We start from the raw sequence: 20985 nt of genomic DNA on the forward strand, positions 1-20985 counted from the left end.
GCGCCCGACGACACCGAAACCTCCACCCATTAGAAAAAAAGCCTGTTGAGCCTTGAGTAGGAGATAGCCTGTGGAACGCGAATACATGGAATTCGACGTGGTCATCGTCGGCGCTGGCCCGGCAGGCCTGTCTGCCGCCTGCCGACTGAAGCAGAAGGCCGCCGAAGCCGGTAAGGAAATCAGCGTCTGCGTGGTCGAGAAAGGCTCCGAAGTCGGCGCACACATCCTGTCCGGCGCCGTGTTTGAACCGCGCGCCCTGAACGAGCTGTTCCCGGACTGGAAAGCACTCGGCGCCCCGCTGAACACCCCCGTGGTGCGCGACGACATCTATGTACTGCGCAGCCCCGAAGCCTCCACCAAGGTGCCAGACTTCTTTGTGCCCAAGACCATGCACAACGAAGGCAACTACATTATCTCCCTCGGCAACCTGTGCCGCTGGCTGGCCCAGCAGGCTGAAAACCTGGGCGTGGAAGTCTACCCGGGCTTCGCCGCCCAGGAAGCGCTGTTCGATGAAAACGGCGTGGTGCGCGGGATCATCACCGGTGACCTCGGCGTCGACCGCGAAGGCCAGCCGAAAGAAGGCGTCTACACCCCCGGCATGGAACTGCGTGGCAAGTACACGCTGTTCGCCGAAGGTTGCCGCGGCCACATCGGCAAGCAACTGATCCAGCGTTTCAACCTGGACAGCGACGCCGACGCCCAGCACTACGGCATCGGCTTGAAGGAAATCTGGGAAATCGACCCGGCCAAGCACCAGCCAGGCCTGGTGGTGCACACCGCCGGTTGGCCTCTGGACATCATGAGCGCCGAAAACACCGGCGGTTCGTTCCTCTATCACCTGGAAAACAACCAGGTGGTCGTGGGCCTGATCGTCGATCTGTCCTACAGCAACACCTTCCTGTCGCCGTTCGATGAGTTCCAGCGCCTCAAACACCACCCGGTGCTGGCCCAATACCTGGAAGGCGGCAAGCGCATCAGTTACGGCGCCCGTGCCATTTGCAAAGGCGGCTTGAACTCACTGCCGAAGATGGTCTTCAAGGGCGGCGCGCTGATCGGTTGCGACCTCGGCACCCTGAACTTCGCCAAGATCAAAGGCAGCCACACCGCCATGAAGTCCGGCATGCTCGCCGCCGACGCCGTGGCCGACCGCCTGTTCGCCGAATCCGAAGGCGGTGATGAGCTGACCGCTTACGTCGACAGCTTCAAGAACAGCTGGCTCTACGAAGAACTGTTCGCCAGCCGCAACTTCGGCCCGGCGATGCACAAGTTCGGCCCGATCCTCGGCGCCGGCTTCAACTGGTTCGACCAGAACATCCTCGGCGGCAAAATGCCGTTCACCCTGCACGACACCAAGCCGGACTACGCCTGCCTGAAGCTGGCCAAGGACAGCAAGAAAATCAACTACCCCAAGCCCGATGGCAAGTTGAGCTTCGACAAGCTGAGCTCGGTGTTCATCTCCGGCACCAACCACGAAGAAGAGCAACCATGCCACTTGAAGCTCAAGGATCCGAGCATCCCGATCGGCACCAACCTGCCGCTCTACGATGAACCGGCGCAACGCTACTGCCCGGCCGGCGTGTACGAAGTGATCACCCAGGAAGACGGTGAGAAGCGCTTCCAGATCAACGCCCAGAACTGCGTGCACTGCAAGACCTGTGACATCAAGGACCCTTCGCAGAACATCACCTGGGTCACGCCGGAAGGCGCAGGCGGGCCGACTTACCCGAATATGTAAGCCAAAAAAAAGGCTCCCAAATGGGAGCCTTTTTTACAGCTGACACAACGCGGTCAGTTGTGGGAGCTGGCTTGCCTGCGATAGCGCTGGGTCAGCTATGCATAAGACACTGACAAACCGCTATCGCAGGCAAGCCAGCTCCCACATTTGCCCGTGTGATATCAGGCAGCCCGCTCTTCACCGGGGCTGCGCAAGAAGTAGCGTTTGTACTCTCGGCTGAACTGCGACGTGCTCTGGTAGCCCACATTATGCGCTGCCTGCGCCACCCCCATGCCCTCCACCAGCAACAACTGCTGGGCCTTGAGCAGGCGCAGCCGCTTCAAATACTGCACCGGCGACAACAAGGTGCAACGCTTGAAATGCTCATGAAAGGTCGAGGCGCTCATGTGCGCATAACCGGCGAGGGTTTCGATATTCAGCGGCTCATGAAAATGCGCATGCAAGTGGTTCAGAGAGGTGGCGATTCGCGAGAACTGCCCCTGCTGCTCCACCAAGGCGCGCAGCACATCGGCCTGCGGCCCGCGTAACGCCGTGAACAATAATTCGCGCACCCGCGCCGGCCCCATGATCCGGCTTTCCAGCGGATCGTGCAGGCACTCCAATAGCCGTTCGACACAGCCGCGCATGGCATCATCGAGCACCACCGAGCTCATCGACTCCAGCGTCTGCGCAGCCGGTGGCGGCCCGGCCTGAATGCCCATGGCCATCACCAATTCACCGAGCATCACGCGGTCAATGCCCACCGTCACGCCATACAACGGCGCATCCGGCGCCATGGCAAACGTCTCGCATTCGAACGGCACCGGCATCGCCTGAATCAGGTAGTGCCCGGCGCCATACTCCAGCGTGCGCGGGCCCAGGTAAGCGACTTTGCTGCCCTGGGCCACGAACATCAGGCTCGGTTCATAGATCTGCGGGCCGCGTGCCACATCGCAACTGGCGCGCAGCACTTTCACGCCCGGCAGGTGGGTGGGGGAGAAACCGTCACAGGGCGTGAGGTCCTCAATCAAGGCAACCAGCGTCGCGTTGGCGTCGAGATGGCGGGTCAACAACATGGCAAAAACTTCGCGAAAAAGGGGATGGGAACATCATCGCAGGTCTGGGTCCATCTGGATCCAAACACAGGGCACTCCCGGACGAATAGGCATGAGACTCGGAGCAATCGCCATGTTCGCCCCCAGGGGCGGCGCGGAGAATGCGCCGCCTCCCCAGTCATTGCTTTGCGAGGTTTTGCCCATGTACACCGCCATCGGTTATGCCGCCCAGTCGGCCACCACTCCCCTCGCCCCCATGTCGTTTGAACGCCGCAGCCCGCGCGCCGATGATGTGGCCATCGAGATTCTCTACTGTGGCGTCTGCCACTCCGACATCCACCAGGCGCGCAACGAGTGGGGCATCGCCGTGTACCCGCTGATGCCCGGCCACGAGATTGTCGGCAAAGTCACCGCCGTCGGCGCCAGCGTCACCGCGCACAAGGTCGGCGACCTGGTGGGCGTGGGCTGCATGGTCGATTCCTGCCGCCACTGCGACGCCTGCCACGCAGACCTCGAGCAATACTGCCTCGAAGGCCCGACCATGACCTACGCCACCCCGGACCGGGTCGACGGCAGCAACACCATGGGCGGCTATTCGGACAGCATCGTGGTCAGCGAGCACTTTGTGGTGAAGATTCCCGCCAAGCTTGACCTGGCCAGTGCCGCGCCGATTCTCTGCGCCGGCATCACCACCTATTCGCCGCTCAAGCACTACGGTGTGAAAGCGGGCGATAAAGTCGGCGTACTGGGCATGGGTGGCCTCGGCCACATGGGCATCAAGTTCGCCAAGGCGATGGGCGCAGAAGTCACGCTGTTCACCCGCTCCGCGAGCAAGGCTGAAGAAGGCCGTCGCCAGGGCGCCGATCACGTGATTGTGTCCACCGACGCCGAGCAAATGGCAGCCGCTGCCGGGCACTTCGACTTTTTGCTCGACACCATCCCGGTGCAACACGACCTGAACCCCTACCTCGATACCCTGCGCTTTGACGGCGTGCACATTCTGGTCGGCCTGATCGAGCCGGTGGATCCGCCGGTCAACGCTGCCAAGCTGGTGCTGGGCCGTAAAGTGCTGGCCGGCTCGCTGATCGGCGGCATTGCCGAAACCCAGGAAGTCCTGGATTTCTGCGCCGAGCACAACATCACCTGCGACATCGAAATGCTCGACATCCGCAACATCAACGAGGCTTACGCCCGCATGATCGCCGGTGATGTGAAGTACCGCTTTGTCATCGACATGGCGACCCTGAAGGCCTGACGCTGATCGTTCCCACGCTCTGCGTGGGAATGCATCCGGTGATGCTCTGCGTCACCATTGCGCAGGCAACGGCTGGACGCGGAGCGTCCGGGGCGGCATTCCCACGCGGAGCGTGGGAACGATCAGTCAGGCCTTCGCGCCCAGCTCCGCTGACAGCCGGGCTGCGACCTGTTTGATCACAGGGATCAGCTCGGCCATTTTTTCCAGCGGCATGTAAGGCACGGTACTGGCGATGCTGATGCCGGCGACAATACGCCGGCTGGCATCGCGCACCGGTGCCGCCACACAGCGGATCGACGGTTCGTTGTCTTCCAGGTCGAACGCATACCCCCCCGCCACATACTCACGCATGCGCTGCTCGAACTGCGCCCAGGACTGCTCCGGGTGCTGCGGCCACTGCAGGCTTTTGCCGCCCACCGGCAGGCTGACTTCGTACAAGCGTTGCCACTCCCCAACCGAATCATCCAGCAGCAAGGCCTTGCCGATGCCGGTACGCGCCAGCGGCATGCGATGGCCCACCCGCGAACGCATTTCCGGACCATTGCGGCCGGGGTTCTTGTGCAGGTACAACACGTCGTCGTATTCGCGAATGGCCAGGTGGATGGTGTCGCCGGTCAGCGCCGACAGCTCATCCAGATACGGCACCGCAAGACTCACCAGCGGCAATTCCTCACGGGCCTGAAAGCCCAGTTCGATCAGCTTGGGCCCCAACAGATAACCGACTTGCGGCACCACGCGCAGGTAACGCTCTTCCACCAGGCAACTGGCGAGGCGGTGGGTAGTGCTGCGGGTGGTGCCGATGCGCTTGGCGATTTCTTTCAAGTCGCGCGCACCGCCCGCCACTGCTTGCACCACGCCCAGGCCACGCAGGAGGGTCTGGGTGCCGGTGGGGGCGGCGTCTTTGGCGGGGAGCTGAGGGTTTTCCTGCATATCGGGCCTATTGGGGGAGTGAAAAGCGCGAGCATTATCGCAAATGCCGCCGGCTTTTGTGGGAGCTGGCTTGCCTGCGATGCGGGCACCTCGGTACATCAGGTAAATCCAGGTGATGCCATCGCAGGCAAGCCAGCTCCCACATCAAAGCTTCATTGGTTTTCAGAACGCATTATCAGCGCTGTTTCATGCGGTCGATGATCACGGCCAGCAAAAGAATCGAGCCACGAATCACATACTGATAAAACGTGTCGATGTTCTTCAGGTTCATCGCGTTCTCGATGATCGCCAGAATCAGCACCCCGGCAATTACGTGCCGGATCATGCCAATCCCGCCACTGAGCGACACCCCGCCCAGCACGCAGGCCGAAATCACCGTCAGCTCGAACCCCTGGCCAATCATCGGCTGGCCCGAGGTCATGCGTGACGCGAGGATCACCCCGGCCAGCGCACCGATCAGCCCGTGCACGGCGAAGATAATGATTTTGGTGCGATCAACGTTCACACCCGCCAGCAGCGCCGCTTCCTGGTTGCCGCCGATGGCCATGGTGTTGCGCCCGTAGGTGGTGTAGTTGAGCAGCCAGCCGAAGAACACAAAGCACAGCACGGTGATGATGATCGGCACCGGCACGCCCATCAGTTGGCCATTGCCGAACACAAAGAAACCCTCGTCCATCACGCCGACGGCCTTGCCGTTGGAAAAAATGTAGGCCAGCCCGCGCACGATCTGCATGGTCGCCAGCGTGGCGATCAACGCATTGATGCGCAGCTTGGCGATGACGATGCCGTTGATCAGCCCCACCACCAGGCCCATGGCCAGCGCCGCCGACACGCCGAGCACCACGCTGTCGGTGTCGCGAATCACAATCCCCGACACCACCCCGGCGCAGGCGATCACCGAGCCCACCGACAGGTCGAAATGCCCCGACGCCAGGCAGAACAACATGGTGCACGCGGCAATGCCCACCGTGGAAATTGCCAGGCCCAGGCCACGCATGTTCAGCGGCGAGAGGAAGTTGTCGATGAACAGCGCGCTGAGTACAAAAATGCTCAACGCGGCGAGCAGCATCACCCAGTCATCGAGGAATTTGCGCTGGTTGAAACCGGGCCAGAAGCCCTTTGCCGTTTTTACCTGTGACATACCCATACCCTCGAATTCTTCAAGCCCGCGAACGCGGGAGTGCCAGTTGCAACAGCCGTGCTTCATCCGCCTGGTCGCGGTTCAATTCGCCGGTCAGGGCGCCTTCGCTCATCACCAGAATGCGGTCGGAAATGCCCATCACTTCCATCAGGTCGCTGGACACCACGATCACCGCAATGCCGCTGGCCGCCAGGTTATGGATGATCTGGTAGATCTCCGACTTGGCGCCGATGTCGATGCCGCGTGTGGGCTCGTCGAGCAACAGCACCTTCATCGGCATCGACAGCCAGCGCCCCAGAATCGCCTTCTGCTGGTTGCCGCCGGACAGGTACATGATTTTCTGTTCGGCGTTCGGCGTTTTGACTTTCATCGCCTTGATCTGCCGCTCGGCGTTGCCTTTTTCCCACCCCTCACGCACCAGCCAGCCAAACGTGGCATGGGCGCCACGCGCACTGATGTTGATGTTCTCGGCAACGCTGGACAGCGGGATGATGCCTTCCTTCTTGCGGTCTTCGGGGCACAGCAACACGCCGGCGGCGATGGCATCACGGGGCGAGCGCAGCGCCAGGTGTTCGCCACCGAGTTGCAGGTGCCCGGCGGTGGCACGCGTCAGCCCGCTGAGCAGCCGGAACAACTCCGTGCGCCCGGCCCCCACCAGCCCGAACAGGCCGAGAATCTCGCCTTTGTGCACCTCAAGGCTGACCGCTTCACGCAGGCCCGGCCCGAGTAGCCCTTCGACTTTCAGCGCCACCTCGCCACGCTCGCGCGGGCGGTAATCATAGATGTCCTGAATGTCGCGGCCGACCATGCACGTCACCAACTGGTCATGGGTCAGCGCGGCCATGTCATCAAACGTGCGCACGTAACGCCCGTCCTTGAACACCGTGACCGCATTGCAGATGCGGAACACTTCTTCCATGCGGTGGGACACGTACAGCACCACTTTGCCCTCGTCCCGCAGGCGCGTGATGATCGCCATCAGCCGGTCGATCTCCCGCGCCGACAGGCTGCTGGTGGGCTCATCGAATGCGATCACATGAGCACCACGGGACAGCGCCTTGGCGATTTCCACCAGTTGGCGCTGGCCAAGCGAGAGGCGCCCAAGCTTTTCCCCCGGGTCGATTTCATCCGCCAGCCCTTTGAGGCACGCCAGCGCCTGGCGCCGCAATTGGCTGCGGTTGACCACACCAAACCGCGTCGGCAAGTGCCCGAGAAACAGGTTCTCGGCCACCGTCATTTCCGGCACCAGGTGCAGCTCCTGATGGATCACCGCCACGCCGCTGGCAATGCTGTCGGCCGCGTTTTTGAAGGCCATGGTCTGCTCGCCGATCTGCACCGTGCCGCTGCTCGGCTGATAGGCGCCGCCGAGGATTTTCAACAGCGTGGACTTGCCCGCGCCGTTCTCGCCCATCAGCGCGTGAACCTGATGCGGCCGCGCTTCAAAGCTGATCTGCGCCAGGGCCTTGACCCCGGGGAACTCCTTGCCGATGCCGTTGAAACGCAGGGCCGCGCCGGTCATTTCCACAGACCGATTTTGCTCAACTCTTCCTTGAAGTTGGCGCGCGTGATCAGGGTCACGTTGTCGAGGGCGGTGAACTTGGCGGGCTCGGTGCCCTTGGTCACCCATTCGAACATCGCGCTGGCGGTTTTATAGCCCGAAGCGTCCGGGCTGAGCAGCATCGAGCCGTAGAAACCGGTGTCGGATTTTTTCAGCTCTTCAATCGCATCAGTGCCGTTGATGCCGACGCCAATCACATTTGCAGCCTTGAACCCGGCGCTTTCGGTGGCGCGTACGCCACCCAGCACGGTGCTGTCGTTCATGCCGCCGATGATCAGGTTTTTCGCGGTGCCGGGCAGTTTCACCAGCGCCGAGTTGGTCGAATCCATGCTGCCCGGCACGTCGAGGGTTTTCTGCGCGCTGAACAGGATGTGGTCAGCCGGCAGGCCGGCCGCCTTGAGGCCTTCTACCGAACCGTCGGTGCGTTTCTTGCCGGTTTCCAGCTCGTCGAAGGTGTTGATGACGGCGTAGGTATCCTTCCAGTCCCAGTTGCGGTGCCTGGCTTCGGCCGCCATGGCTTCGCCTTGCTTCTGGCCGATCTTGTAGGCGTCCAGGCCGACGTAAGGCACGTCTTCCATGGGCTTGCCTTTGGCGTCGACGAAACGGTCGTCCACCGCCAGCACTTTCAAGCCATTGAGCTTGGCCTTGGCCATGATGGCCGGGCCCAAGGACACGTCCGGCGGGCAGATCACAAAACCCTTGGCACCGTTGGCGGCCAGGGTATCGATGGCCGAAAGGGTTTTCTCGCCGTCAGGCACAGCGATTTTGATCACGGTGAAGCCCTGGTCCTTGCCGGCTTTTTCGGCGAAGGCCCATTCCGTCTGGAACCAGGGCTCTTCGGCCTGCTTGACCAGGAAACCGATCTTCACTTCTTCGGCAGATGCAAAGCCGCTGAAGGCAACAGCCAGCGCCACGGCGCCTAAAGTCTTCTTAAACATGAACCACCTCTCTTATTGGATTAGTCGTGGTACATCACAGAACGCCCGCCATCGATCATCAGGCAGGTTGCATTGATAAAGGGGGCTTCGTCGGTGGCGAGGAACAACGCTGTCATCGCCACTTCGATGGGCTGGCCGATGCGCTTGGGCGGGTGCAGGTCGAAGGCGCGCTGACGCTCGGCGTGGGGGTCGGGGAAACCGTTCCAGTAATCGACGTTCAATTGGGTTTCGATATAGCCCGGCGCGATGGCATTCACGCGAATGCCTTTGGGCGCGTATTCGATACCCAGCGCGCGGGTCAGCCCGAGCAAGCCGTGCTTGGCGACAGGGTAAGGAAAGCAGCCGGGGATGATGTGGCTGGAATGGGTAGAAGCAATGTTGATGATGTTGCCGATGCCCTGCTCGATCATGTGCGGCAACACCGCACGGCAACCGAACCAGGCGCCGTCGAGGTCGATGGCGAAGCAGCGGCGCCAGTCTTCATCGGTCATTTCCAGCGGGTCGCGGAACACATTGACCCCGGCGCAGTTGACCAGCACGTCGACGCGGCCGAAGCGTTCGATGGCCACATTGACCAGCGTCTGCCATTGCTCTTTGGAAGTGATATCGACGGGTTGCGCGATGATGTCGGCGCCGCGTTCGCGCCAGTGGGCGGCGACTTTTTCAACTTTCTCGCCCTGGATATCGGCGATGACCAGGCGCGCCTGCTGGGCCTGGAAGCACGCGACGATCGCCTCGCCAATGCCTTGGGCGGCGCCGGTGATGATGACCACTTTGTTTTTCAGCCGCTCGCCGTAAATCGGCTCGGGCACGGCGGGTAATGACAACGGTTGGGCCTGCATCGCTTCACCTGTTTTATTTTTGGTAGTGAGTGCTGATGCAGGCGACTATAAACCCATCATTTGAAATATCTCAATATATAAATTTGCATCCCACATATTGAGCAATTCACAAAAAAAAAATGTGAGAGCCGATCCGTGTGGGAGCTGGCTTGCCTGCGATAGCCTCCCCTCGGTTCAACTGAAAGACCGAGGTGTTTCTATCGCAGGCAAGCCAGCTCCCACACAAGCCTGCTCCCACAGTGGGTACCCGGTGATTTCAGCCCTCGGCAAATTCCCGCAGGGCATTGCCTTCCATGCGATAGCGCACCCACTCTTCCTGCGGCTGGGCGCCGATGGACTTGTAGAAGGCAATCGCCGGCTCGTTCCAGTCCAGCACGCTCCACTCGAAACGCCCGCAGCCGTTGTCGCAGGCGATTTTGGCCAGGTGGCGCAACAACTTCTTGCCCGCCCCGCCGCCGCGTTGCTCGGGGTTGATGTAGAGGTCTTCGAGGTACAGGCAGTTGCTGCCCAGCCAGGTGGAATAGCTGAAAAAGAACACCGCGAAACCGATCGGCAAACCGTCCCGAGAGCAGATCAGGCCATGGGCGGTGGCACCCTCGCTGAACAGGCTGCGCTCGATGTCCACCACGCTGGCGATCACTTCGTGCCGGGCCTTTTCGTACTCGGCAAGCTCGGTGATGAAGGTCAGGATCTGCGCAGCATCACTGGGCACGGCGGGGCGAATCTCGATGGTCATGGGCAAGCCTTGGGCAATGTCAAAGCCCACATACTAAGGCGCTTTGATGACCGATTGCAGCGCAATTTACGCGCGCAGCGCCAGGGCGCCGACCCGCCCCGCCGGCAACCCCACTTCAACGGTGCGACAGCCCCACGCCACACGCGGCGACCACTCGCCCAGCGCTTGCCCCACGCATTTGAGCCGCGCCTCGCGCTCGCACCATGCACGGGTAAACAGCCGCGCACGCTGCGCCTGGGTCGCGGCGCACAAGCGCGCCAGCACGCGCGGGCCCAGGTAATCATTGGCCACGCCGCGCCAGTCAGGCGTGTCCTGCACGGCCATCACGTCAATGCCGACCGGGCCATGCAAATGCACCGCGGCCACCGAAAAATCGCCGTCGTGGCTAATGGAAAGCCCGGCATCCTCATGCCCCGGCACACGAATCTGCGGGGCATGACCGGGCACGGAGTGAATGCCGATGCGCGCCGGCGGCACATCCAGCATCTGCTGCAAGGCCTGGCTCAGCGCCTGCCGCACGCGCGCGCGGGCCATGTCGCGGGTGCTGCCCGGCGCGTGCTGGACGCCGATCAGCAATACCCCGTCCTGCAGGCGCGGGCGCGTCTGGGGCCACATCAATACCTGCATGCTGCTCAGCCTCGCGCCGGTGCCGCCGGGCAGCCGACCCAACTGCTCGACGCCGGAATGCACTCGCCCTTCATCACCAGCGTCAGCGGCCCGAGCCGAGCACCAGCGCCTACCTCGGCGCTGTACAACACCGAACTGCGCGGGCCCATGTAGACGCGTTCGCCAATCAGCACCTGGTCGATTTTCATCACGCGTTCCTCAAACAGGTGCGTCTGCGGGCAGGCACCGGCGTTCAACTCGCTGTGATCGCCGATGGTCACACAGTCGAATTCGGTGATGTCGGTGGTGTCCATGTACACCCCGCGCCCGATCTTGCAGCCCAGGCCACGGAAGGCCAACGGCAGCCACGGCGTGCCGCGCAAATAGCTCATGAAGTTGGGCGCGGCCATGCCTTCGTAGAGGCTGGTGATGCCTTCGGACAGCCACACGAATGGTGTCCACATGGCCGCCGAACGCTTGCGGTAACGCCCCATCGCCAGCCACTTCAACGCCGCCACCAACAGGTAGTTGCCCAGGCTGTAGGCCAGGCCGATGAGTGCCAGATAACCCAACACGGCGCCCCAGCGCTCGTCCTCGGCCACTGGCATCAAATCCATCATCACGGTGTAGCCCACCGCAATCACGGTGCCGTGGGGCAACACGATGCGCAGGCCTTCGATGGCGCCACGGGCTACGCGGCGCCACGGCGACGGCCGGAACGTCAGGTGGTCGGGATAGGCGCTGGCTTGTTCGCGTGCCGGCAGGTTGATCGGCGGCGAGCCCAGCCAGGTATCGCCGCTGGCGATTTCAGCATTGGCCGGCGCATGGGAATGCACGCCGATCAACACGTTTTCGGGCAAGGTGGTGCCGTCGGGAATATAGCTGCCGTTGCCGACAAAACTGCGGTGCGACACCACGGTCGGCTGAATACGCATCCAGCCGCCATCCACCTGTTCATCGCCCAGCATCACGGCGTCGGCGATAAAGGTTTCATCGCCCAGGGTGAGCATGTCGGGAATCACGCCCTGGGCCGTGGAGATTTCCGCATCGCGGCCCACGCGTGCGCCCAGCAGGCGATACCAGAGCGGCGCGTAGACCGTGGCGTAGAGGCCGGACAGCACATTGAGGCTGGCCTCCTGAATATGGCTCACCAGCCACTTGCTGCAATACACGCGGCTGTGCACCGGGTAGTTGCCGGGTTTCAGGCGCGGCAGCACGGCCCAGCGCAGGCCGGCGGAAACCAGCATCATCATCACGATCAGCACCGCCGCCGCCGGCAACGCCAGGGCGAAGTAACGCAGCAGTTGCAGGCTCACAGATTGTTCCTGCAGCCACGGCAGAATGTGTTGTTCGTCAAACCAGTCGATGAGGAAAAACGTCGGGAACACCGGCATGAAAAACAGCGTGGCGATCAGCAGAATGCCGACCACATAAAACGCATTTTCCAGCGCCAATTGCCCACGCCCGACCATCGGGCGAGGCGGTAGGCTGGCGGGGTCAAACGCGCCGATATCCACCGCCGGCGAGCCGCTCCAGATTCGCGCGGCCGGCACGCAGCGCCCATCGGCCAGCGCCGATTGACCTTGCAGATGGCCGCTGCGGCCGACGGCGGTGTTGCCCTCAAGAATGGTGTAGGAACCCAGGCAGGCGTTGTCATCGATCATGACCCGGCCCAGGTGCAATTGGCCGCGCTCGACCCGGGCGTTCTCCAGGCTCACGCCGTTGCCGATGCTGACCTCGTTGCCGATGTGCAGCAGGTCTGGCGCGCGCACGCCCAGCGAGCCGATATTGACCTCGCGGCCGACCCTGGCGCCGAGTGCACGCAGCCACCAGCTGTACAGCGAAGAACCGCTCAACAGATAGACCGGCGCCGACTCGACCATGCGCGACGACGCCCACCAACGAAAATAGGTGAGGCCCCACAGTGGATAGACGCCCGGCTGCAAGCGCCCGGCGATCAGCCACTTGCCGGCGATGGCTACGACGAACTGCAACAGGGTCGCCAGCAGGAACACGCCGATCGACGCTGCAGTTGCCGTCGCCACTGAATCACCGGGGCTGCCGGTGAGGTAGTGATAGGTAAAAAACGGCGCCAGCCACTGGCTCATGCGCAAGCACACCATGGCGGGCATCACGGCTGCCTGGGCCAACCCGCAGCGCCAGCGTGCGAAGGCTGATGGCGGCGTCCACGCAGCTTCCTGCACTGCGGGCTGCGGCGCAGCGTGCAGCACGTCAGCGATGGCGCCGACACGACGCTGCTGGTAGATGTCACGCACGGTGATGTGGGCGAAACGCTCGTCTGCACGCAACGCTGACGCCAGGCGCGCAGCGAAGAACGAATGGCCGCCGAGGTCGCAGAAGAAGTCTGCATCACGGCGAATCGGCTGGCCGGGGAAGAGTGTTTCCAAGGCGCCGAACAGCACGGTTTCGGCGGGGCTTTGCGGCGTGTCCGATTCAAGGTCCGCGCCGCGGGTGTCCGCCCCCAATGGCCGCGCCTTGAGGGCCTTGCGGTCGATCTTGCCGGAGGTCAGGCGCGGCATGCCGTCGAGCAATTCAAAACGGCTGGGCACCATGTAGGCCGGCAGACGCGCCTGCAAAGCCTTGCGCAATTGGGCGGGCAAACCGTCCAGTGGCAGACCGCCTTCCGGCACCAGATAAGCGATCAACTGGTCCATACCGCCGTCATTGCGCAGCAGCACCGCGACGGTGCCCACGCCGGGCTGCTGGGCGAGCAAGGCTTCGATTTCACCCAGCTCCACACGGAAACCACGGATCTTGACCTGATCATCCGCACGCCCCAGGCACACCACCTGACCATCGGCATCAATGCGCGCCAGGTCGCCGGTGCGGTACAGACGCTCGTCGTAATAGCCGGTGGACCACGGGTTTTCGATGAACTTTTCGCGGGTCAGATCAGGCCGTCCCAGATAGCCCTCGGCAAGGCCCGGGCCAATGATGCACAGCTCACCGGTCTGCCCGCGCGCCAACAAGGTCGGCGTGGCGCCGGGGGCCAGGTCGGCGTCGATCACCAGCAACCCGTAATTGGGCAGCGGCGTGCCGATGGTCACCGGCGCACCCGGCGCGAGACGCGCAAGGCTGGCTGAAACCGTGGCTTCGGTGGGGCCATAGGTGTTGAACATCTGCCGACCGGGGCGGCTCCAGCGCTCGACCAGAGACTCGGGGCACATCTCGCCGCCAAGGTTGATCAGGCGCAGGCTTGGCACGTCTTCGCTGAACAATGCCAGCAACGTCGGCACCGCGTGCAGCACGCTGATGCGTTGCTGATTGAGCATGCGCGGCAGGGCCTCGGGATCGCCGGTGATGTCTTTGGGGCCGATCCACAAGGTGGCACCGACCAGGTAGGCGATCCAGATTTCTTCGAACGACATGTCGAAGGCCACCGAGAAGCCCTGGTAAACCCGGTCGCTGGCCTGGATGCCGAGGACCGCGTTTTCACTGCGCAGGAAGTGACAGATGCTGCCCTGGGAAATCAGGATGCCCTTGGGTTTGCCGGTGGAGCCTGAGGTGTAAATCACATACGCAGGATCGTCCGGTTTGGCATTCACACGGCGACGCACCGGGCCGTCGAGGGCGGCGAGCAACCGGCTTGCGCACCAGGCAGTCAGGCCCGCGTCACGCAGCGCTTGCGCGTTGTCATCGCCGCACACCACGCCGACGGCCTGGGCGTCGTCCATGCAAATCTGCAGGCGCTCCAGCGGGGTGTCGTGGTCCAACGGCAACCAGGCGGCCCCCGTCTTGGCAATGCCCGCCTGGGCCACCAGCAACTCCAGGCCGCGCGGCATCCACAGGCCAACAATCTGCCCGGGGCGCACGCCCGCCTCGATCAGGCGCGAAGCCACACAGCCGGCTTGCCGGTCGAGCTCGCCGTAGGTCAACTGGCGTTCACCGTCGATCAACGCAACCTGCTGAGGCGCGCGTTGAACCGTGGCTTCCAGCAAGTCGGCCAGCACTTCGTTACGCAACAATTCGGGCTGGAGGGGGCCGTACAACACCTCGTCAGGACGGGCGATTACGGGGGCTTTCAGCAAGGTCACAGTAGTCATGGCGGCAGTGTTCGCTGTGTGGAGTCATCCGGCTAAGGCGCCGTTTTGTAATGCCGCGTGTCCACTTCGTATCGCGCCCGATACATTTGCAGGCGTACGAGGCCCTTCGGTTCTGACTTGAAAACGACAGATACCGCATGACCCGGACAACGCATCAGGACTATCGCAAAGGTCAGCTGTACGGCGGTTGAACGAACGCACTGGGCTTTACCGCTCGTCTGGAGGCGGCGCAAACCGGGGCTCTGCGCGATCAGGCACACAAATGCTTACAGGTTCCGAAAGACCGTTCGTCGCCAATAAGGCACGAACCGTAAATGACGGCGGACCAACAAAAGGTAAGGACATTAATCATATGGAGACACCCTCATGAAGAATTCCAAGTTTGCTGCCCTCGCCCTCACCGGCCTGCTGTCCGCCGCGTCCCTGAGCGCGTTTGCCGCCACCTCGTCGACCGGCAAGACCGATCCTGTGGGCAGCCCGCCGAGCCCCGCCACCCAGGAATCCCAGGATTCGATGGGCACGGGCCTGGACACTAACGGCGGCGCCATCATCGATAACAAGGCCGGCTCCGACCCGCGCACTCAGGGCAACGACACCCAGCGTCAGGCACCGGCAGCGGTGGGCAACGGCAAGATGGGGCCAAAAATCAACAAGGGCGATGACAGCAACATCCCCGGCGCGCCGAAACAGCCGGCGCCTTGAGCCATCGCACGCCCCCACGACACCCGCTCATTTCACAGTGAAGAGGTACGCATGAACGTCGATAGAAACCTTGAGAAAGAAGTCCTCACCCGCCTGCTGCACGCCCACCCGAACGGCTTGGGCAAGGAGGTGCTGGATAACTACCGCGGTGAAAAGGTGGTCGCCAGTGTCTTGGCGTTTCTCCAGGACCGCGGGCTTATCAAGGACGGGCATGTAACCACCGACGATGCCGGTGAGTACTCGTTGAATTTGCCGATCAAGCTGACGGCGTCCGGGGTGGATGAGGCGCGTAAACTGGAGGGTGAAACGGGCTAAACTGCAACACCCTGTGGGAGCCGGGCTTGCCCGCGATGGCGGTGGATCAGTCTGTAATTTGGGTGGCTGATACACCGCTATCGCGGGCAAGCCCGCTCCCACATTTTTTTTGTGTGGGGTCAGTGGGGGCAAGCCCTCATTCGGCCTACCCCACTCCACGTGATTGAACGTAAACCCCGCCTGAATCAGCAAGTCAAGCAACGTGCGGTTTTGCCAACAATGCGTCCACTTCGTCAGTGCCCGGCGACGTCGCCGGCCCCCATCGGGTGACCGCCAACGCCGCAGCGGCATTGGCCCGGCGCGCGGCTTGCGCAGGTGCCAGGCCGTCAGCCAGACCGGCCAGAAACACACCGGCGTGGGCATCGCCTGCGCCGTTGCTGTCCACTGCCTGCACCTTGAAGCCCGGCACATGCTCAGCCTGGCCATTACGGCTGATCCAGCAGCCATTCGGGCCGTCACGCACCACCAGCAGGGCTTCGACGGGCAAATGGCGATTGAGGTCGCGCAGTGCTTCGGCAAGCGAGTGAGCGCCGGTAAACGCCAGGGCTTCGGGGCCATTGCTGGTCCAGATATCAATACGCGGCAGCAAGGCAGCCATCAGTGCCGAATCCGGTGCTTTCACCAACGGACCCGGGTCGAACACCACGCTGATGTCACGCGGCAATGCCAGCAGCCAGTCAAGCAGCGCTTGCGCCTTGCCCTCCAGCAGCAGGCTGTAACCGCTGACGTACACATAGTCGTCGGCGCGCGGTTCCACCCCGGCAAGGTCTTCAGCGCTCAAGTCGCCTTCGGCACCGAGGTGGGAAATGAACGTGCGTTCGGTGGTGGCTTCGGTCAACGACACACACAACCCCGTGTCCTTGCCCGCGCTGGCCGCCTGGGCCATTTCCACGCCTTCGGCCTGCATTGCCGCACGCGCCAAGTCGCCGAAACGCCCACTGCCATGGCGGCCAAGATAGACCACCGGCAACCCGTTGCGCCGCGCGGCGGCCATCACATTAAAGCCACCGCCGGCTTCGAAACTGGCGGATTTGGCCAGCACGTCGCCGCCGGTCGCAGGCAGGGTGTCGAGGGCCATGACCAGGTCGACGATGACCTGGCCGGTGTGCAGCAATCTAGACATGGTGAGGCTCTACCAAAGCCGGGCGACGGTCAGCCGCGCCGCCCAGTACTGCGTAAATTCCGCCGGCCACCAGGAAAGTGACGATCCAGCCCAGGCCGTTGTGGCCCAGCCAGGAGTCAGACAACGGCCCGGCGAACCAGATGTTTTGTGCGGTGGTGCCAATGGTGGTGAAACTGAAACCCAGCACGATCGCCACGGCCCAGGCGCCGAAGGCGCGCCATTCCACGCCGCCGCGGTACCAGTAGGCGCTGCTTGGCGTAACGTCGAGCAGGTCCTTGGCGCTGTAGTAGTGGCGATGCATCAGGTCGACCACGAAGATCCCGACCCACGCGGTAATCGGCACTGCCAGCAACGAGATGAAGGTGATGAACGGGCCGTAGAAACTGTCGGCGATCAGCATGAAGTAGATCGAACCGGCGAAGATCGCCACGATGTCGACGATCACCGCGTGCACGCGCTTGACCTTCAACCCGAGGGTCAGCGTGGTGAGACCGGCCGAGTACACCGAAAGGTTGTTCGACAGCAGCAGCCCGCCGAACGCGGTGATCAGGTACGGCACCGCCATCCAGGTCGGCAGCATGTCGCGGATCGCAATGATCGGGTCGGTGGCCGAGGCCAGGTCGTTGTTGCCCACCGACAGCAGGCCGCCGAGGGTGATCAGCAACACCAGCGGAATGCCCGCACCAAACGCGGCGGAAGCCACCAGGCGCACGGCCTTGACGCTGCGATGCTGGTAGCGCGACATGTCGGCGCCCGCATTGGCCCAGCCGATACCGGTGCCGGCGGCCATGGTGCCGACGCCGATGATCATCGCGCTCAGCGGCGCGGGCGTGGCGTTGAACACCGCGCTCCAGTCGATGGTGGCGCAGAGAAAGCCGCCGACCAGAATGTTCAGCGCGCCGAACACATAGGTGGCCCACTTCTGGATCACCAGCAAGGTCGCGTGACCGAGGCCGGACACCGACAAGGTCAGCAGCACGAAGATGGCGATGAAGATCAGCGTCAGCACTGGTGCGCTTTTCGCTTCAACCGGCGAGTGGAACAGGATCGAACACAACGACAGCAGCACGAAGGCGGCGGTGGTGGTGTTGACGGTTTCCCAGCCCAGTCGCGACATCAGCGACACCAGCGTCGGGCCGATATTGCCGCGCACGCCGAAAATGGCGCGGGACAGGGTCAGGCTCGGCGCTCGGCCACGGCGGCCCGCGATGGAAATGATGCCCACCACCGCGAAGGAGCCTGCCGCGCCGAGGATTGCCACGATGATCGCCTGCCAGATCGCCAGCCCGCGAAACGCGACCAACGTGGCGCCGAGCGGCAAACCGAGGATGCTGATATTGGCTGCGAACCACACCCAGAACAGTTGCAGCGGATGGCCGTTGCACTCGCTTTCAGGGACCGGTTCGATGCCGCGTGTTTCCAATTGCCCGGCGCTTTGGCCGGAAGAAGTGGTACTCATGGGGTGCTCCTGATGCCTGTATTGTTGTGGTTGTGGCAGAGAATCAAAGCGTTAACCGGTCGTCCTGACTCAAACACGAATTACTGTGGGAGCTGGCTTGCCTGCGATAGCGGTTTTCCAGTGACTGATTTGTTAACTGACCGACCGCTATCGCAGGCAAGCCAGCTCCCACCTTTGGATTTGCGGTGCTCAGCGCAATTTGAGCAGCCCTTGAACCAACGGCTGCAAGTCCAGGCCATTGACCTGTTTGACCTGTTCAACCATCGCCTCGGGCCAGCACTGCAGGCCCAAACACGCACCGAGCATGGCGCCGAGGATGGCGGCGATGGTGTCGGTGTCGCCGCCCAGGCTCGCGGCCAGGCACAGGGCTTCGAAGGCATTCATCTCGCCCACCGCCACTTGCTGGGCCAGGGCAAACGACACCACCACCGACTCCTGGGAGGCCACGGAGGTGCCGATCAGTTCGTAGAGCAGGTCGGCAAACAGGGCTTTGTCGCCACTGCCGACGCTCAAGGTGCGCGCCCAACTGATGCGCGTGGAAATACGCCCGCCGGCGATCCAGTGGCCATGGCCTTCGGCTTGCTGGGCGATCTGGGTACCGATGTTCAGCGCCTCGCCCAGGTCCACGCCGTTGATGCCCGCCGACACCACCGCCGCAACCGCTGCTGCGCTGGAAATGCCGAGGCTGGTGTTGTGCGTGACCTGGCAGGCCTGGATAACGGCCTGAATGAATGACGCCGCGTCGCTGACATCCGCCGCAATGCCCACCGGCGTGATACGCATCGCCGCGCCATTGGTGGTGCCATAACGACCGGACTCTTCCGGTGTGTGGCCGGCCAGGATCATGTCGATGGCGCGCTTGGTCGAAGGGCCGAGCAGGTCTTGCGAGCCCTTGGCGCGCATCACCGCTTCCCAGTCGATCAGGCGCTGGGCGAGTGTGGTGGGTTCGATTTTGCCTTGGCCTTCGACCAGCAACTCACCGACCAGAATCGCCTGTTCGGTGTCATCGGTGATGGAGCCTGCGGGCATGTTCGGCGCAATGGGCTGGTCGGCGTCGGCAGCTTCAAGGCCGGTGATGGCACCGAAGCGCGCCCTGACCTGCTCACGGCTCAAGGACTGGGTGGGCATGCCCAACGCGTCGCCCAGTGCCAGGCCGTAGAACGCGCCGAGTGCGCGGGAAATCGGGGTCATTTCGAAGCTCCAAACTGCAGGTGCAGGCGAAAGTGCAGAGGGTCGAGCAAGCTTTCGACATGCTCCATGAAGCGCTCGCGGCGGTCATAGGTGGTGCGCGAGGCCTTGAGAAATACCGTGCCGGCGGGGCGTCCCAGCAGCTCGGCGTCTTCGTCGCTCAGCGGTTCGGCGCCGATCCATTGGTCGCCCTCGGCGCCGACGTAACCGTAGGCAGCCAGGGTGATGGTCAGGGAATGGTCGATCAGGCCCACGCTCGGCAGGCTTTCCAGGCCGCCGGAAGCCGGCATCAGCGAGCGCTCCAGGGACACGGCGATGCCGTCGGGCGTACGGCGCCGGCGGTCGAGGGCGATGAATTGGTCACTGCCGAAACGGCTGAGCAGGTCCGGCCGGGTGACCGCCTCCAGGCGCAGGATGTCGGTGGTCACCCTTGCACCGGTGTCGGCCAGGGCCTGGGCCCAACCGCTGCGCTGGTCGAGCACCATGCCGTCGAAGGTGACGATGGAACCGACGCCGCTTTGGGTGGCGATGTAGTTGCGGCGCTTGAGCTCGGCCAACGCCTCACGCAGCGTGCCGCGGCTGACCGCAAACTCTTCGGCCAGTTGGTGCTCGCCCGGCAGCAGGAAACCGTCGGCCATCACCCCACCCTCGATACGGCGGATGAGCTCGTCGACGACGCGTTTTTTCTTATCAAATCGAACATGTCTAATCATGTACAAATTGATAACCGAAAGCGGCCGTTTGCAGCAAGCGAATTATTTCAGGGAGATGAAAAAACCGGGCTCAGGGCTCCAGGCCGATGGGGAAAAACTCCCCTGCGCTCCAGACGCCCAGCCAGTTCTGACCGTTGATCGGACGGCTCACCGCCAACTCGACCAATTGGTAGAACGCGTTGCGATGGACCAGGGCTTCGAGGTTGGTGCGCACCCGCAGGTAAGGCGCGGGCTCCTGGGTGTCGGGGTCGATCACCACCCGCAATGGGTGCTCAAGGCCTGCTTCGATTTGATCGTCGACATTGGTGGTAAAGCGCAATACCTGGTCTTCGCCCTGCCCTTCCACTTCCAGCGTAACCGCCACGAACGGCGCATCATCGACGGTGATTCCCACTTTTTCTACGGGCGTTATCAGAAAGTAATCATCGCCGTCGCGGCGGATGATGTTGGAGAACAGTTTGACCATCGGCTTACGCCCGATCGGCGTGCCCTGGTAATACCAGGTGCCGTCGCGGGCGATGCGCATATCGATGTTGCCGCAGAAATCCGGGTTCCACAGGTGCACCGGCGCCGGCCCCTTGCCCTTGGGCAGTTGGGCCAACAGGTCGTTGGCCTTGGCGGAATCGGTCATGGGGTTCTCCTGAGG

At 62.9% G+C, this 20985-nt stretch carries 18 protein-coding genes; 4 read left to right on the plus strand and 14 right to left on the minus strand.

What is annotated here, in order from left to right; translation table 11 throughout:
• Positions 1-70: 70 nt before the first annotated feature.
• On the plus strand, positions 71-1735 hold the full coding sequence (locus tag ATI14_RS30045; protein ID WP_016973649.1) for an electron transfer flavoprotein-ubiquinone oxidoreductase: 1665 nt from the start codon (positions 71-73) through the stop codon (positions 1733-1735).
• Positions 1736-1896: 161 nt separating this feature from the next.
• Here the strand turns inward: ATI14_RS30045 and ATI14_RS30050 are convergent, their stop codons facing one another.
• On the minus strand, positions 1897-2790 hold the full coding sequence (locus ATI14_RS30050; RefSeq protein ID WP_016973650.1) for an AraC family transcriptional regulator: 894 nt from the start codon (positions 2788-2790) through the stop codon (positions 1897-1899).
• A gap of 181 nt (positions 2791-2971) precedes the next feature.
• Here ATI14_RS30050 and ATI14_RS30055 point away from each other — a divergent pair, with 181 nt between their 5' ends.
• Positions 2972-4024 carry an NAD(P)-dependent alcohol dehydrogenase gene (locus tag ATI14_RS30055; RefSeq protein WP_016973651.1) on the plus strand — a complete coding sequence of 351 codons (1053 nt, stop codon included), beginning with the start codon at positions 2972-2974 and terminating at the stop codon, positions 4022-4024.
• Between the two features lie 126 nt (positions 4025-4150).
• Here ATI14_RS30055 and ATI14_RS30060 read toward each other — a convergent pair whose 3' ends face one another.
• The 8 genes from ATI14_RS30060 to ATI14_RS30100 form a co-directional block, all read right to left on the minus strand.
• A complete protein-coding gene (locus ATI14_RS30060) occupies positions 4151-4954 on the minus strand; it encodes an IclR family transcriptional regulator (RefSeq protein ID WP_016973652.1) in 804 nt (267 codons plus the stop codon).
• A 175-nt stretch (positions 4955-5129) separates the two neighbouring features.
• On the minus strand, positions 5130-6095 hold the full coding sequence (araH, locus tag ATI14_RS30070; protein WP_026083024.1) for an L-arabinose ABC transporter permease AraH: 966 nt from the start codon (positions 6093-6095) through the stop codon (positions 5130-5132).
• A 19-nt stretch (positions 6096-6114) separates the two neighbouring features.
• Entirely contained in the window at positions 6115-7614 is a 1500-nt protein-coding gene (araG, locus tag ATI14_RS30075) for an L-arabinose ABC transporter ATP-binding protein AraG (protein ID WP_031320324.1), read from the minus strand.
• Entirely contained in the window at positions 7611-8591 is a 981-nt protein-coding gene (locus ATI14_RS30080) for a substrate-binding domain-containing protein (RefSeq protein WP_016973655.1), read from the minus strand. The genes araG and ATI14_RS30080 overlap by 4 nt, the downstream gene beginning before the upstream one ends.
• A 20-nt stretch (positions 8592-8611) precedes the next feature.
• A complete protein-coding gene (locus ATI14_RS30085; protein WP_016973656.1) occupies positions 8612-9433 on the minus strand; it encodes an SDR family oxidoreductase in 822 nt (273 codons plus the stop codon).
• Positions 9434-9689: 256 nt separating this feature from the next.
• A complete protein-coding gene (locus ATI14_RS30090) occupies positions 9690-10169 on the minus strand; it encodes a GNAT family N-acetyltransferase (RefSeq protein ID WP_026083063.1) in 480 nt (159 codons plus the stop codon).
• A 66-nt stretch (positions 10170-10235) separates the two neighbouring features.
• Positions 10236-10859: a 4'-phosphopantetheinyl transferase family protein gene (locus tag ATI14_RS30095; RefSeq protein WP_016973658.1), complete on the minus strand. Its 624-nt coding sequence runs from the start codon at positions 10857-10859 to the stop codon at positions 10236-10238.
• Positions 10802-14839, minus strand: a complete 4038-nt coding sequence (locus ATI14_RS30100; protein WP_080519927.1) for a Pls/PosA family non-ribosomal peptide synthetase — start codon at positions 14837-14839, stop codon at positions 10802-10804. Before ATI14_RS30100 ends, ATI14_RS30095 begins: the two co-directional genes overlap by 58 nt.
• Positions 14840-15205: 366 nt before the next feature.
• Between ATI14_RS30100 and ATI14_RS30105 the strand changes: the two genes are divergently transcribed.
• Both ATI14_RS30105 and ATI14_RS30110 read left to right on the plus strand, forming a co-directional pair.
• The gene (locus ATI14_RS30105) at positions 15206-15541 is read left to right on the plus strand and encodes a hypothetical protein (RefSeq protein WP_016973660.1); all 336 of its coding nucleotides are present in this window, start codon (positions 15206-15208) and stop codon (positions 15539-15541) included.
• A gap of 51 nt (positions 15542-15592) precedes the next feature.
• The gene (locus ATI14_RS30110) at positions 15593-15856 is read left to right on the plus strand and encodes a hypothetical protein (RefSeq protein ID WP_016973661.1); all 264 of its coding nucleotides are present in this window, start codon (positions 15593-15595) and stop codon (positions 15854-15856) included.
• A 193-nt stretch (positions 15857-16049) separates the two neighbouring features.
• On the opposite strand, the gene ATI14_RS30115 is transcribed toward ATI14_RS30110, so the two are convergent.
• The 5 genes from ATI14_RS30115 to ATI14_RS30135 all read right to left on the minus strand — a co-directional run bounded on the left by ATI14_RS30115 (position 16050) and on the right by ATI14_RS30135 (position 20970).
• Positions 16050-16979 carry a PfkB family carbohydrate kinase gene (locus ATI14_RS30115; RefSeq protein ID WP_080519926.1) on the minus strand — a complete coding sequence of 310 codons (930 nt, stop codon included), beginning with the start codon at positions 16977-16979 and terminating at the stop codon, positions 16050-16052.
• Entirely contained in the window at positions 16972-18438 is a 1467-nt protein-coding gene (locus ATI14_RS30120) for a purine-cytosine permease family protein (protein ID WP_016973663.1), read from the minus strand. Before ATI14_RS30120 ends, ATI14_RS30115 begins: the two co-directional genes overlap by 8 nt.
• Positions 18439-18627: 189 nt before the next feature.
• Positions 18628-19629, minus strand: coding sequence for an ADP-ribosylglycohydrolase family protein (locus ATI14_RS30125; protein ID WP_016973664.1), 1002 nt, complete (start codon positions 19627-19629; stop codon positions 18628-18630).
• On the minus strand, positions 19626-20339 hold the full coding sequence (locus ATI14_RS30130) for a GntR family transcriptional regulator (RefSeq protein WP_031320326.1): 714 nt from the start codon (positions 20337-20339) through the stop codon (positions 19626-19628). Before ATI14_RS30130 ends, ATI14_RS30125 begins: the two co-directional genes overlap by 4 nt.
• A gap of 70 nt (positions 20340-20409) precedes the next feature.
• The gene (locus ATI14_RS30135) at positions 20410-20970 is read right to left on the minus strand and encodes a DUF1285 domain-containing protein (RefSeq protein WP_016973666.1); all 561 of its coding nucleotides are present in this window, start codon (positions 20968-20970) and stop codon (positions 20410-20412) included.
• Positions 20971-20985: the final 15 nt, after the last annotated feature.

Source organism: Pseudomonas tolaasii NCPPB 2192 (assembly GCF_002813445.1).
Classification (GTDB): Bacteria; Pseudomonadota; Gammaproteobacteria; order Pseudomonadales; family Pseudomonadaceae; genus Aquipseudomonas; species Aquipseudomonas tolaasii.